Annotated in this window: 13 protein-coding genes; all 13 read left to right on the top strand. The window is 41.6% G+C overall.

Features of this window, described 5'->3' with window-relative positions; all coding sequences use genetic code 11:
- Position 1 precedes the first annotated feature (1 nt).
- The 13 genes from ACEN9X_RS05025 (at position 2) to ACEN9X_RS04965 (ending at position 12,390) form a co-directional block, all read left to right on the top strand.
- A complete protein-coding gene (locus tag ACEN9X_RS05025) occupies positions 2–991 on the top strand; it encodes a 2Fe-2S iron-sulfur cluster-binding protein (RefSeq protein ID WP_394332327.1) in 990 nt (329 codons plus the stop codon).
- Positions 991–2,034, top strand: coding sequence for an NADH-quinone oxidoreductase subunit NuoH (nuoH, locus tag ACEN9X_RS05020; RefSeq protein ID WP_413669368.1), 1,044 nt, complete (start codon positions 991–993; stop codon positions 2,032–2,034). Before ACEN9X_RS05025 ends, nuoH begins: the two co-directional genes overlap by 1 nt.
- A 4-nt stretch (positions 2,035–2,038) precedes the next feature.
- Positions 2,039–2,536 carry a NuoI/complex I 23 kDa subunit family protein gene (locus tag ACEN9X_RS05015; protein ID WP_091217133.1) on the top strand — a complete coding sequence of 166 codons (498 nt, stop codon included), beginning with the start codon at positions 2,039–2,041 and terminating at the stop codon, positions 2,534–2,536.
- A 57-nt stretch (positions 2,537–2,593) separates the two neighbouring features.
- Positions 2,594–3,097, top strand: coding sequence for an NADH-quinone oxidoreductase subunit J (locus ACEN9X_RS05010; protein WP_091217130.1), 504 nt, complete (start codon positions 2,594–2,596; stop codon positions 3,095–3,097).
- Positions 3,097–3,426, top strand: coding sequence for an NADH-quinone oxidoreductase subunit NuoK (nuoK, locus tag ACEN9X_RS05005; RefSeq protein WP_090533902.1), 330 nt, complete (start codon positions 3,097–3,099; stop codon positions 3,424–3,426). Before ACEN9X_RS05010 ends, nuoK begins: the two co-directional genes overlap by 1 nt.
- 142 nt (positions 3,427–3,568) lie before the next feature.
- On the top strand, positions 3,569–5,482 hold the full coding sequence (nuoL, locus tag ACEN9X_RS05000) for an NADH-quinone oxidoreductase subunit L (protein ID WP_413669367.1): 1,914 nt from the start codon (positions 3,569–3,571) through the stop codon (positions 5,480–5,482).
- Between the two features lie 25 nt (positions 5,483–5,507).
- Positions 5,508–6,983 (top strand): complex I subunit 4 family protein, encoded by a 1,476-nt coding sequence (locus ACEN9X_RS04995; protein WP_413669366.1) that lies wholly within the window; start codon positions 5,508–5,510, stop codon positions 6,981–6,983.
- A gap of 22 nt (positions 6,984–7,005) precedes the next feature.
- Positions 7,006–8,388, top strand: a complete 1,383-nt coding sequence (locus ACEN9X_RS04990; protein ID WP_413669365.1) for an NADH-quinone oxidoreductase subunit N — start codon at positions 7,006–7,008, stop codon at positions 8,386–8,388.
- 55 nt (positions 8,389–8,443) lie between these two features.
- Positions 8,444–9,088: a DedA family protein gene (locus ACEN9X_RS04985; RefSeq protein ID WP_413669364.1), complete on the top strand. Its 645-nt coding sequence runs from the start codon at positions 8,444–8,446 to the stop codon at positions 9,086–9,088.
- 22 nt (positions 9,089–9,110) lie between these two features.
- Complete coding sequence (locus tag ACEN9X_RS04980) at positions 9,111–9,659, top strand: inorganic diphosphatase (protein ID WP_091217112.1); 549 nt, start codon at positions 9,111–9,113, stop codon at positions 9,657–9,659.
- 6 nt (positions 9,660–9,665) lie between these two features.
- On the top strand, positions 9,666–11,006 hold the full coding sequence (locus tag ACEN9X_RS04975) for a hemolysin family protein (RefSeq protein ID WP_413669363.1): 1,341 nt from the start codon (positions 9,666–9,668) through the stop codon (positions 11,004–11,006).
- Between the two features lie 14 nt (positions 11,007–11,020).
- Complete coding sequence (locus ACEN9X_RS04970; protein WP_413669362.1) at positions 11,021–11,731, top strand: 16S rRNA (uracil(1498)-N(3))-methyltransferase; 711 nt, start codon at positions 11,021–11,023, stop codon at positions 11,729–11,731.
- Positions 11,728–12,390, top strand: coding sequence for a DUF4159 domain-containing protein (locus tag ACEN9X_RS04965; RefSeq protein ID WP_413669361.1), 663 nt, complete (start codon positions 11,728–11,730; stop codon positions 12,388–12,390). Before ACEN9X_RS04970 ends, ACEN9X_RS04965 begins: the two co-directional genes overlap by 4 nt.
- Positions 12,391–12,468: the final 78 nt, after the last annotated feature.

Raw genomic sequence — 12,468 nt, 5'->3', positions numbered from 1 at the left:
AATGAAAGTAACAATAGACGGAATAACCGTTGATGTAGAACCCGGAACAAGCATCCTGAATGCCGCAAGGCAGATAGGTGGCGATATTGTTCCGCCTGCTATGTGCTATTACTCCAAGCTGGCAGGTAGTGGCGGTAAATGCCGTACCTGTTTGGTTAAGGTTACCAAAGGATCTGAAAAAGATCCGCGCCCTATGCCTAAATTGGTGGCTTCATGTCGTACCGGTGTTATGGATGGGATGGAGGTACAAAATATTACTTCGCCCGAGGTTGTTGAAGCCCGTAAAGGTGTTGTAGAGATGTTGTTGATCAATCACCCTCTGGATTGCCCTGTGTGTGATCAGGCTGGCGAATGTCACCTGCAAGATTTAGGCTTTGAGCACGGCGCTGCTAAAACCCGCTATGAGTTCGATCGTCGTACATTTGAGAAAATCGATATCGGCGATAAGATCCAGCTGCACATGACCCGTTGCATCCTTTGCTACCGTTGCGTGTTCACTGCCGACCAGATCACCAATACCCGTTTACACGGTATCCTGAACAGGGGCGATCATTCAGAAATCTCTACCTATATCAGCAAAGCGGTTGATAACGATTTTTCTGGTAATGTGATTGACGTTTGCCCTGTAGGTGCATTAACTGATAAAACCTTCCGTTTTAAAAATCGTGTTTGGTTCACTAAGCCAGTTGAGGCACATCGCGATTGCGATAAATGTTGTGGTAAAGTTACCTTATGGTATAAGGGAGAAGATGTGATCAGGGTAACCGGCCGTAAAGATGTTTATGGGGAGGTTGAAGAATTTATCTGTAACACCTGCCGCTTCGACAAAAAGAAAACTGCCGATTGGGTTATTGAAGGCCCGCGTAAGGTATCGCACCAATCAGTGATCAGCGCTAACCATTACGAGTTTACACCACTGCCGGTTGTTAAAACCAACCCGGTATTGCAGGCAGCAAATAAAGACCAATTTGAAAGGGAAACACGCTTATAATGGAAACTGCAGATTTAATATTCAGAATCGTATTGATCGTTGTGATTTTTGCAATCAGCCTGGTTGTGGCTATGTACTCAACCTATGCCGAACGTAAAGTAGCAGCATTTTTCCAGGATAGGGTAGGCCCTAACCGTGCCGGTCCATGGGGTATTTTGCAACCCCTTGCAGATGGTGGTAAGATGTTCTTGAAAGAAGAGATCATCCCAACCAACGCTACCGGCTTTTTGTTCATTGTTGGGCCTTCGCTGGCTATTTTAACCGCTTGTATAGGTTCGGCTGTTATTCCATGGGGATCAGCTATTCAAATCGGCGGTCGTACTTTTGATTTACAGGTTACCGATATTAACGTAGGTGTACTTTACATTTTTGGTGTAGTATCATTAGGTGTTTATGGCATCATGATTGGTGGCTGGGCATCAAATAATAAATATTCGTTGTTAGGCGCTATCCGTGCTGCTTCACAAAATATCAGCTACGAAATTTCGATGGGTTTATCCATCATCGCATTGCTGATGCTTACCGGTACATTAAGTCTTAAAGAAATTGCCGAACAACAACACAGCTGGCATTGGAACGTGATAAGACAGCCGCTTGGTTTTATCCTGTTCCTGGTATGTGCCTTTGCTGAAACCAACCGCTCACCTTTCGATTTACCTGAGTGCGAAACCGAGCTTGTTGGCGGTTACCATACCGAATACTCATCAATGAAATTAGGTTTTTACCTGTTTGCCGAGTATATCAATATGTTCATCTCATCAGCAGTAATGGCTACTTTATATTGGGGGGGCTATAACTATCCTGGTATGGATTGGGTTGCTGCTCATGCCGGCCCTACTATAGCGCCTATTATTGGTGTTGTTGTATTATTTGGTAAGATTTTCTTCTCTATCTTCTTCTTTATGTGGGTACGCTGGACAATCCCTCGTTTCCGCTATGATCAGTTGATGGACCTGGGCTGGAAGATATTAATACCTCTGGCTATTGCCAACATTGTGCTTACCGGTGTAGGCAGCACATTACTTACACACTTTGGATATTAATCAAATGGAATCATTAAGCAATAAAAGAAAAGTACTGGAAGTTAAGCCTCTTACCTTATTGGAGCGTGCTTACCTGCCTGTTATTGTTGGCGGTTTGGCCACAACAATGAAACACTTCTTCAAAAAGCCGGTAACCATCAGTTATCCCGAAGAAAAGCGCGAGTTTTCTGAAAACTTCCGTGGTATGCACTCGCTTAAGCGCGATGAAAACGGTAAAGAACGTTGCACCGCCTGCGGCCTTTGTGCATTATCATGCCCTGCAGAAGCTATCACTATGACAGCTGCAGAGCGCCAGAAAGGTGAAGAGCATTTATACCGCGAAGAGAAATACGCTGCTGTTTATGAAATCAACATGCTGCGTTGTATTTTCTGTGGTTTGTGTGAAGAGGCCTGCCCTAAAGAAGCTATTTACCTTGACGGAGATATTGTACCTGCCGACTATTTAAGGAAGGATTTTATTTACGGTAAAGACAAATTAGTAGAAGCGCCCTTAAATCAATAAAGAAGTTTTATACCTTTGCCCTGCCTAAAAGGGTAAAGGTATTTTGTAAATAAAAACATGAGTACATTTTACTTCATCGCATTTTTGTCCATATTCTTTTCGATATTGGTAATCTCGGCCAAAAATCCGGTACATAGTATCCTATATCTGATCCTCACTTTCTTTACTTTCACCATCCACTATATTTTGCTTAATGCACAATTTTTGGCGATTGTAAATTTCATTGTATACATGGGTGCTATACTGGTATTGTTCCTGTATACGCTGATGCTCATCAACCTTAATAAGGAGTCGGAACCTGTAAAGCCTTTCATGGTTAAAATAGCCGGTGTTTTTGGCGGTGGTATATTGGCCGTTGCTGTTGCATCATCGTTAAAACTTATTGGCGCATCAAACCCTGTATTATTACAAAACCCTGATCTGGGTCTTGTAAAAAACTTAGGTAAAGTATTGTTCAACGAATTTTTATTGCCGTTTGAAATATCGTCGGTATTGTTGTTATCAGCAATGGTAGGCGCGGTATTATTGGCCACTAAAGAAAAAGAACCTAAAGCAGCATAATGGAAAGTTTAACAAATACAATGCACGCCGTGCCGCTTAATCATTACATATTGTTGAGCACAATCATTTTTGCTATAGGCGTAATGGGCGTATTGATCCGCCGTAATGCTATCGTGATCTTCATGTCGGTTGAGTTGATGCTTAACTCGGTTAACCTTTTGCTTACCGCGTTTTCGGTATACAGGGGTGATGCTACCGGGCAGGTGTTCGTGTTTTTTATCATGGCACTGGCCGCTGCCGAAGTTGCAGTTGGTTTGGCTATCATCGTGATGATTTACCGTAACACCAATTCAATTGATATCAACGTATTGAACAGGTTGAAGTGGTAATGGTTATTTCGGATTTCGGAATTTCAATTTCGGGTTTGTATAACTGATTAGTAATAAAACAAACGTTGTTGCCCCTTTCCCGCAATAGCGATTAGATAATTAAAAACGTATAACGTAACACGTAAAACGTACAACATCGAACATGGATAAATATATCTGGCTTATTCCTATACTACCGTTAGCCGGTTTTGTTATAAACGGACTTGGCCGTAATTCATTATCAAAAAGCGTAATTGGCTTTATCGGCAGCTTGCTGGTACTGGTATCATTTGGTTTAAGTATTGCCGCGTTTTTCCAGGTAAAATCAACTGGTGTAGCCATCAACGTTAACTACTTTACCTGGTTTGCGGTTGGCGCCTTGAAATTCCCTTTCGCATTCCTTATTGATCAGTTAAGTTCAATCATGCTCCTGATCATTACAGGTGTTGGTTTCCTGATCCACCTGTACTCTATTGGTTACATGCATGACGACGAAGGTTTTGGAAAGTTTTTCGCTTACCTCAACTTGTTCGTGTTTTTCATGTTGTTGTTGGTTTTGGGTTCAAACTACCTCATCATGTTTATTGGATGGGAAGGCGTAGGTTTATGCTCATACCTGCTTATAGGTTTCTGGTTTACTAACCCTGACTATGCAGATGCAGCGAAGAAAGCGTTTGTAATGAACCGTATCGGTGACCTTGGTTTCTTATTAGGGATCTTCACCATTATTTATGTTTTCGGCAGTATCCAGTTTGCGGAAATTTTTCCTAAGGCTGCTGTTATGAAATCAGGTACCACTCCGCTATTGTTCATTACTATATTATTATTTATCGGTGCATGCGGTAAGTCTGCACAATTACCATTGTTTACCTGGTTACCTGATGCGATGGCCGGCCCAACTCCGGTTTCTGCTTTGATCCACGCTGCTACCATGGTTACGGCCGGTATCTATATGATCGCCCGCTCAAACATATTCTACACTTTATCTCCGGATACCATGGAGATCATTGCTTATGTAGGTTTGGCAACAGCGCTTATTGCAGCACTTATCGCGTTAACACAAACGGATATTAAAAAGGTACTGGCTTATTCAACAGTATCGCAATTAGGATATATGTTTTTAGGCTTGGGTGTTGGCGCTTATACCGGTGCTTTCTTCCATGTGTTAACTCATGCTTTCTTTAAAGCTTTATTATTCCTTGGTGCAGGTTCGGTGATCCACGCTATGAGCGGTGAGCAGGATATGCGTAAAATGGGCGGCTTGAAAGGCAAGATAAGAACTACTTTCACCACCATGATGATCGGTACTGTCGCTATCGCGGGTATCCCGCCATTTGCAGGGTTCTTTTCTAAAGACGAGATTCTGGCACATGCATTCGCTCATAGCCCTATATTCTGGGCCGTAGGCGTATTAACCGCTATGTTAACTTCATTCTATATGTTCAGGATGATGTACCTTACATTTTACGGAAAATTCCGTGGTACACATGAGCAAGAGCATCATTTGCATGAATCGCCTCCAACAATGACTATTCCGCTTATTGTGTTAGCTATCCTCTCAATAGTAGGTGGTTTTATAGGTGTGCCGGAAGTATTACACGGACACCATGAACTGGCACATTTCCTTGAGCCTGTTTTCCATAAATCAAACGAGATTTTGGGCGAGCATCATTTGTCTGAATCGCTTGAGTATGCGTTAATGGGTACGTCGGTAGTACTTGCTTTAGCTGCTATGGCCTATGCCTATGTTAAATATGCTAAAAATGGTAGTGTACCTGTTGCTGATACTGAAGAGCGTCCGGCATTGACCAGCATTTCATACCACAAGTTTTACCTTGATGAGCTTTATGACCTGATTGTTCGTAAACCGCTCGACTGGCTTTCTGACTTCTTCTATAATATCATAGAGCGTTTGGGGATAGATGGCCTGGTGAATGGCATAGGCAGAGGGACAATTGAAACCAGTAAAGGCCTTCGTTTGCTGCAAACAGGTAATGTGGGTTTCTACATATTCATCATGGTACTGGGAATTATTGCGGTACTTCTGTATAGCGTATTTGGATTAACTAAAATATAAACGATAAGCGTTTAGCAACATAAAAATGACCGTTAGTATATTACTTTTTTTGCCAATAGTTGCCGCTGTTATAACTGCCCTGCTAAAAAACGGGATAGCTAAACATGCAGCATTATTTTTCTCTGTTGCCCAACTGGTAATAGCGCTTATATTTTTAAGCAAATTTGTTCCGGATGCATCAACCCAGTTTGTTATTGATGTGCCTTGGATCAGCAGTTATGGAATTTACTTTAGTGCCGGTATCGACGGCATCAGTATGGTGCTGGTTTTACTGACCACGGCGCTTGTACCATTAATTATTTTAACAACCTATCAGCATCAATATAAAAATGAAGGCGCCTTTTATGGCCTCATCCTGTTTATGCAGGCTGGTATGTTGGTTGTATTCACTGCCCTCGACGGATTTTTGTTTTACGTTGGATGGGAAGCAGCATTAATCCCAATCTACTTTATATGTGCTCTTTGGGGAGGCGAAAACCGTATCCGCGTTACTATTAAGTTTTTCATCTACACATTTGCAGGTTCGTTGTTCATGCTGGTTGGTATCATTTACCTGTACCTGCAATCGCCTGATAAAACATTCGACATCCACAATTTCTATAAAATGACTTTGGATGTTAAACATCAGAGCTGGATCTTCTGGGCATTTTTCCTGGCTTTTGCCATCAAAATGCCTTTGTTCCCCTTCCATACCTGGCAGCCGGATACATATACCGAAGCTCCATCAGGTGGTACTATGATGTTGTCAGGTATCATGCTTAAAATGGGTATTTATGGTGTTATCCGATGGATGATCCCTAATGCTCCGCTTGGCTTCTTTCATTTCCAGGTTTTAGCCATAATCCTTGGGGTTATAGGTGTAGTATATGCTTCAATTATTGCCTTTAAGCAAAAAGATGGTAAGCGTCTTGTAGCTTATTCATCAATAGCTCACGTTGGTTTAATAGCTGCAGGTATTTTTGCCTGGAATATTGCCGGTGTTCAGGGGGCCATGATCCAGATGCTGAACCACGGTATCAACGTTGTTGGTATGTTCTTTATCTGGGATGTCATCAGCCGCAGGCTAAATACCCGTGAGATTAGCCAACTGGGGGGTATTGCTAAAGTTGCTCCTAAATTTGCAATTGGTTTTCTGATCATATTATTAGGTACAGTAGGCTTACCGCTTACCAATGGTTTTATTGGCGAGTTTCTTTTATTAAAAGGAGTGTTTGATTTTGGTGCCCATCAATATGGCGGCATTGCACTTGGTGCAGTAGCTGGTTTAACAATTATTTTTGGCGCGGTTTATATGTTACGTCTTTACAAAAATGTAATGCAGGGCGAAACCAATCCGCTTACAGCTACCTTCACCGATGTTAGCGGTACCGAAAAGTTTACCTTGTGTTTAATTTGTGTCCTGGTTATTGTATTAGGTATTTATCCTCAGCCTATCCTGCATATCTCTGAAGCTGCGGTAACGCAACTGGTAAATCAGATAGGTTCAAAGTTTACAATGTAGGTTTAAGATTTTAAAGAAAAGAATGAATACTATAATCATCATATCTGTTTTACCTATAGTGCTTTTGTATTTAGGGTTATATAAAGCGCAAAAGGCTTTGCTGCCCGTTACCGTTATAGGCTTACTGGCTGCTTTAGGTTTTGCAATTTGCCAATGGACTTCAAAAGATACAGCTGAGCCGCTTTATACTGGTATGCTGTTGTTCAACAATTTTTCGGTTGTATTTTCAAGTGTTACCATTATATCTACAATTCTGATCCTGTTATTGTCAAAAGGTTACTTTGAGCGCATCAGCAGGCACACCGCCGAATATTATGCTATTATCCTGTTTTCACTGACTGGTATAATCGTAATGGTGTCGTTTAATAACCTCGTGATGCTGTTTATCGGCATCGAGATCATGTCGGTGAGTTTGTATATCCTTGCCGGTATTAAAAAGAGCGATTTCGCTTCAAATGAAGCTGCTTTGAAATACTTTTTAATGGGTGCTTTTTCAACCGGCTTTTTGCTGTTTGGTATGGCCCTGTTATACGGATCGTCAGGTTCATTTAACATTGATACCATCAGGGAATATGTAATTAACCATCCGCATATCGACCCTATGTTTTATACCGGCATAGCACTTATTATAGTAGGTTTATGCTTTAAAGTAGGTGCTGCCCCTTTCCATTTCTGGACTCCGGATGTGTACGAAGGTGCCCCTACATTGATCACTGCCTTCATGTCTACAGTGGTTAAAACAGCTGGTTTCGCAGCATTCCTGCGTTTGTTCTCAGCTTGTTTTCAACCGTTATCTGATTTCTGGACACCGATATTACTTGTAGTTACTATTATCACTTTGTTTATCGGTAACATTACCGCGTTATATCAGCAAAGCTTTAAGAGGATGCTTGCATTTTCAAGTATCTCACACGCAGGTTACCTGTTATTTGCTATTGTATCATTAGGAGCTGCTTCAGGCAATTCGGTATTTGTGTATGCTACTGCTTATTCAATTGCTTCGATTATCGCATTTGGCGGTTTGATATTGGTACAGCAACAAGGCGGAAGCGATAACTTTGAAAGCTTTAACGGTTTGGGTAAAAAGAACCCATTCCTGGCTTTTGTATTAACTGTGGCTATGCTTTCGTTGGCAGGTATCCCGCTTACCGCAGGCTTCATTGGTAAATTCTTCATGTTTTCGGGAGCGGTAAGCCGCTACCATATCGGTTTGGTTATTGTAGCTGTAATTAATGCTATAATCAGTATTTTCTACTATTTCAGGGTTATCATAGCAATGTATTTCCGTGATGGTGAACGTGCCGAACTTACAGTGCCGGTTTACTACAAAGTTGTATTTGCAGTTTCGGCTTTGGCTACAATCCTTATAGGTGTTTATCCCGATCTTATAGCCCGTTTCATATAATCGGTATTCATAACTGCAAATTGATTTAATATTTGTAGTTTTACAGATATAGTGAATGGAAAGTTTTTGGGAATACCTTCAAAATTTAACTGACGCTCAATCCATAATAAGCAGGGGTGGTTTTTATCTCTTGCTTATTGTTGTTTTTGCCGAAACCGGTTTATTCTTTGGTTTCTTTTTGCCTGGCGACTACCTGCTGTTTATGGCCGGTTTGTTATGCGCCGCCGGTAAGGTTGATGTATCTATCACCACACTGGTTCTATCGTTGATCGGGGCCGGCGTATTAGGCAATTTTACAGGTTATTGGTTTGGCTACCGAACGGGGCCTGTATTGTTCAATAAAAACGACTCGCTTTTTTTCAAGCGCCGCTATGTGGTGCTGGCCAGCGAGTTTTACAACAAGCATGGGGGGATGGCGCTTATTTTAGGGAGATTTTTCCCTATTGTTAGAACATTTGCTCCTATATTTGCAGGAGTTGTTAAGGTTGATATCAAAAAATTTTCGGTTTATAACCTTATCGGCAGCGTAACCTGGGTTTGTGTATTTACTTTAAGTGGTTTTTTTTTAGGGCGAAGGTTCCCTCAATTAAAAGATTATTTGCAATATATTATACTTGGATTGATTGTAGTTACAACAATTCCGCTGGTTATTGCTTACATAAAGAAACAGTTTCGTGAAAAAAACGAGAAAACAGATTAGTTAATAATTTTAATAAAGATAAATGAGTACTCTACATCCATGGCACCAGGTTTCACCAGGTGATAATATTCCTGAAGTAGTAAACGCTATCATTGAAATTCCAAAAGGTTCAAAAGCGAAATATGAAATTGATAAAGAATCGGGCTTGTTAAAGCTTGACCGTGTATTGTTTTCATCTGTAATGTACCCTGCTAACTACGGCTTCATCCCTCAAACTTATTGTGATGATAAAGATCCGCTGGATATCCTTGTACTTTGCTCAATTGACGTTTTCCCAATGTCTATCATCGAAGCTAAGGTTGTAGGTGTAATGCACATGGTTGATAATGGCGAGCAGGATGATAAGATCATTGCAGTGGCTAAAAATGACATGTCGGTAAATTACATTAACGACTTAAATGAATTGCCTCCGCATGCCATGACCGAAATCGTTCGTTTTTTCAAAGATTACAAAAAATTGGAAGGCAAAAACGTAACCATCGAGCATTTGTTAGGCGTACGTTATGCTCATAAAGTGATAACCGAGAGTTTGGAGCTGTATAAGTCGACGTTCCCAGTTTATCAATCATAAAAATAAATGGACCCCGCACATTACGAGATTAGTTTATTTTACATTTTCGCTACCATATTTTTGGTTTTACTCAATGGCTTCTTTGTAGCCGCCGAGTTTGCCATGGTGAGGGTTCGGGGTTCGCAAATTGAAATTAAAGCCAAAGGGGGCAGCGGCGTAGCCAAAGTTGCCCGCGGCATACTGCATAATTTAGATGGATACCTGGCTGCCACGCAGCTGGGTATTACCATTGCTTCACTGGCACTCGGTGTTGTGGGCGAAGAGGTTGCCACCAATCTCGTGATCCGGGCATTCCTGAGTGTGGGGATAACCCTTTCTCAAGGTTATATTACGGCCAGTCATATCCTGGCTTTTAGTTTTATTACCATCATGCATATAGTTTTTGGTGAGCTTGCGCCCAAGTCGCTGGCTATCCAAAAATCGGTACGTACGGTAATGGCTGTTTCTTTGCCGCTGAGATTCTTCTTTGTAGTTTTCAGGCCATTTATATGGGTGCTTAATAATTTTGCCAATTTTATCTTAAGATTACTGGGCATAACTGCTGTTGAAGGTGGTGAAACCCATCACAGTTCTGAGGAACTGCAGTATTTACTTGAGCAGGGTAAAGAGACCGGAGCGCTCGATTCAAATGAGCATGAGCTCATCCAAAATGTATTCGACTTTAACGAGCGGGTGGTGAAAAACATCATGGTACCACGAACCAAGATCTCAGGTGTGGATATCGCCTCAACTAAAGAAGAGTTACTGGATATGATCATCAATGAAGGCTACTCGCGTATGCCGGTTTATGATGATGTAATAGATAAGATCATCGGTATTGTACATGCCAAAGATATTTTACCCTTGTTGGCTCGCAACGAAGAGATCGTTCTAAAAGATATTATCCGCAAGCCGTACTTCATCCCCGAAACAAAAAAAATCAATGACCTGATGGCCGAATTGCAGCAAAAGCGAATTCAGATAGCCATTGTACTTGACGAATTTGGCGGCACTGCGGGTATGGTTACTTTGGAAGATATAGTTGAAGAATTGGTTGGCGAAATCCAGGATGAATATGATGAAGAAAAGCCAATTGTTGAAAAGGTAAATGAACGTGAGTTTATAGTAAATGCGCTTGCATCTATTTATGATGTAAATGAGCATTTACCACATGATTTACCTGAAGACGGCGACTTTGATACCGTATCGGGCTGGCTTGGCGATATCTTCGGAAAGATCCCTGACGTGGGCGAACAAAAAGAATCGAACGGATATAACATTACCGTACTGAAAAAATCTGACCAGAATATTGAATCAGTTAAACTCGAATTACTGATAAATGAAGAAGATACAGTAGATTTACATTAATCTGCTTATCTATAATGCAACTTTTTTACACTCCTGATATTGATGCCTCGCATCCCCAATACTTTCTGAGCGAAGAGGAAAGCAAACATGCTATACGTGTGCTGCGCCTGGAAGCAGGCGATGAAGTGCAGTTGATTGACGGCAGGGGAGGTTTATATACTGCTTTGATTCATGATGCACATCCAAAGCGCACCATTCTTAAAATAACATCGGTAACCACCGGTTTTGAAAAACGGAATCATTACCTCCACATAGCGGTAGCTCCAACCAAAAATATCGAACGCCTGGAGTGGTTTTTAGAAAAGGCTACGGAGATCGGTATTGATGAAGTATCATTGATCGTCACCCAGCGCTCAGAACGTAAGGAGGCCAAGGTGGAGCGTTTAAATAAAATTATCACGGCCGCTATAAAACAATCTCTGAAAGCGTATCACCCGCTATTAAATGAGCCGTTAACGTTAAATCAGTTGTTGGATAAACCTTTTGACGGACAAAAATTTATAGCCCATTGCGAACCGGGTGAGAAATTTGCTTTAAGAGACGAAATAACCCGGCAGGGGCGTTATTTAATACTGATAGGTCCTGAAGGTGATTTTGCCCCTGCCGAGATTGATAAGGCTTTACACAATGGGTTTAAACCAGTATCTTTAGGTACAAGCCGCCTGCGCACCGAAACCGCCGCGCTGGAGGCTTGCTTTGAAGTGAACTTTTTAAACAGGTTATGAAAAAGGTAGGGTTAGCATTGGTTGTTTTATTTGTTGCTATAGCAATGAGCAGCTTTGACGCCCCTGCCTATAAAATTGCCCGCCTTAAATACAGTGGCGGCGGCGATTGGTATGGTGACCGTACAGCCTTACCTAACCTTATTAAATTCTGCAACGAAAACCTTAAAACCAATTTTGATGATGATGATGAGGTGGTTGAGGTAGGCAGTGCTTCATTATTTAATTATCCCTTTACTTTTATGACGGGCCATGGTAATGTGATCTTCTCCGATCAGGAAGCCCGTAATCTGCGCAAATACCTTACCGGCGGCGGTTTTTTGCATATCGATGATAATTATGGGCTCGATCAATATATTCGCCCGCAAATGAAGAAGGTATTTCCAGAGCTCGATTTTGTTGAGCTTCCCGTTAATCATCCCATTTACCATCAAAAATATGATTTCCCGAACGGCCTGCCCAAAATTCACGAACACGATGGTAAGCGTGCACAGGGTTTTGGATTGATATACAAAGGCAGATTGGTTTGTTTTTACACCTATGAGTGCGATTTAGGCAACGGTTGGGAAGATTATGGTACCTACGCCGGCGATACCCAGGAAGCCCGCCAAAAAGCCCTTAAAATGGGCGCCAATTTAATTCAGTACATTTTCACTCAATAGCGGCCGCTTTCAGCCCGCAGCCTTTACGCGTCATTTTTTTTCTTTATACTGTCAGTTAAGGGTTTAGTTTACTTATGG

The organism is Mucilaginibacter sp. Mucisp86 (genome assembly GCF_047324315.1).
GTDB lineage: Bacteria > Bacteroidota > Bacteroidia > Sphingobacteriales > Sphingobacteriaceae > Mucilaginibacter.
Note: the sequence above shows the minus strand (reverse complement) of the source record. Positions and strands in the feature narration are given on the sequence as shown.

Bases quoted from the DNA above. Each gene is read 5' to 3' on its own strand.
- ACEN9X_RS04980 (WP_091217112.1), top strand. From the start codon at position 9,111: ATGAGTACTCTACATCCATGGCACCAGGTTTCACCAGGTGATAATATT.
- ACEN9X_RS04985 (WP_413669364.1), top strand. From the start codon at position 8,444: ATGGAAAGTTTTTGGGAATACCTTCAAAATTTAACTGACGCTCAATCC.
- ACEN9X_RS05015 (WP_091217133.1), top strand. From the start codon at position 2,039: ATGGAATCATTAAGCAATAAAAGAAAAGTACTGGAAGTTAAGCCTCTT.
- ACEN9X_RS05025 (WP_394332327.1), top strand. From the start codon at position 2: ATGAAAGTAACAATAGACGGAATAACCGTTGATGTAGAACCCGGAACA.
- ACEN9X_RS04975 (WP_413669363.1), top strand. From the start codon at position 9,666: ATGGACCCCGCACATTACGAGATTAGTTTATTTTACATTTTCGCTACC.
- ACEN9X_RS04970 (WP_413669362.1), top strand. From the start codon at position 11,021: ATGCAACTTTTTTACACTCCTGATATTGATGCCTCGCATCCCCAATAC.
- ACEN9X_RS04965 (WP_413669361.1), top strand. From the start codon at position 11,728: ATGAAAAAGGTAGGGTTAGCATTGGTTGTTTTATTTGTTGCTATAGCA.
- nuoL (WP_413669367.1), top strand. From the start codon at position 3,569: ATGGATAAATATATCTGGCTTATTCCTATACTACCGTTAGCCGGTTTT.
- nuoK (WP_090533902.1), top strand. From the start codon at position 3,097: ATGGAAAGTTTAACAAATACAATGCACGCCGTGCCGCTTAATCATTAC.
- ACEN9X_RS04990 (WP_413669365.1), top strand. From the start codon at position 7,006: ATGAATACTATAATCATCATATCTGTTTTACCTATAGTGCTTTTGTAT.
- ACEN9X_RS04995 (WP_413669366.1), top strand. From the start codon at position 5,508: ATGACCGTTAGTATATTACTTTTTTTGCCAATAGTTGCCGCTGTTATA.
- nuoH (WP_413669368.1), top strand. From the start codon at position 991: ATGGAAACTGCAGATTTAATATTCAGAATCGTATTGATCGTTGTGATT.
- ACEN9X_RS05010 (WP_091217130.1), top strand. From the start codon at position 2,594: ATGAGTACATTTTACTTCATCGCATTTTTGTCCATATTCTTTTCGATA.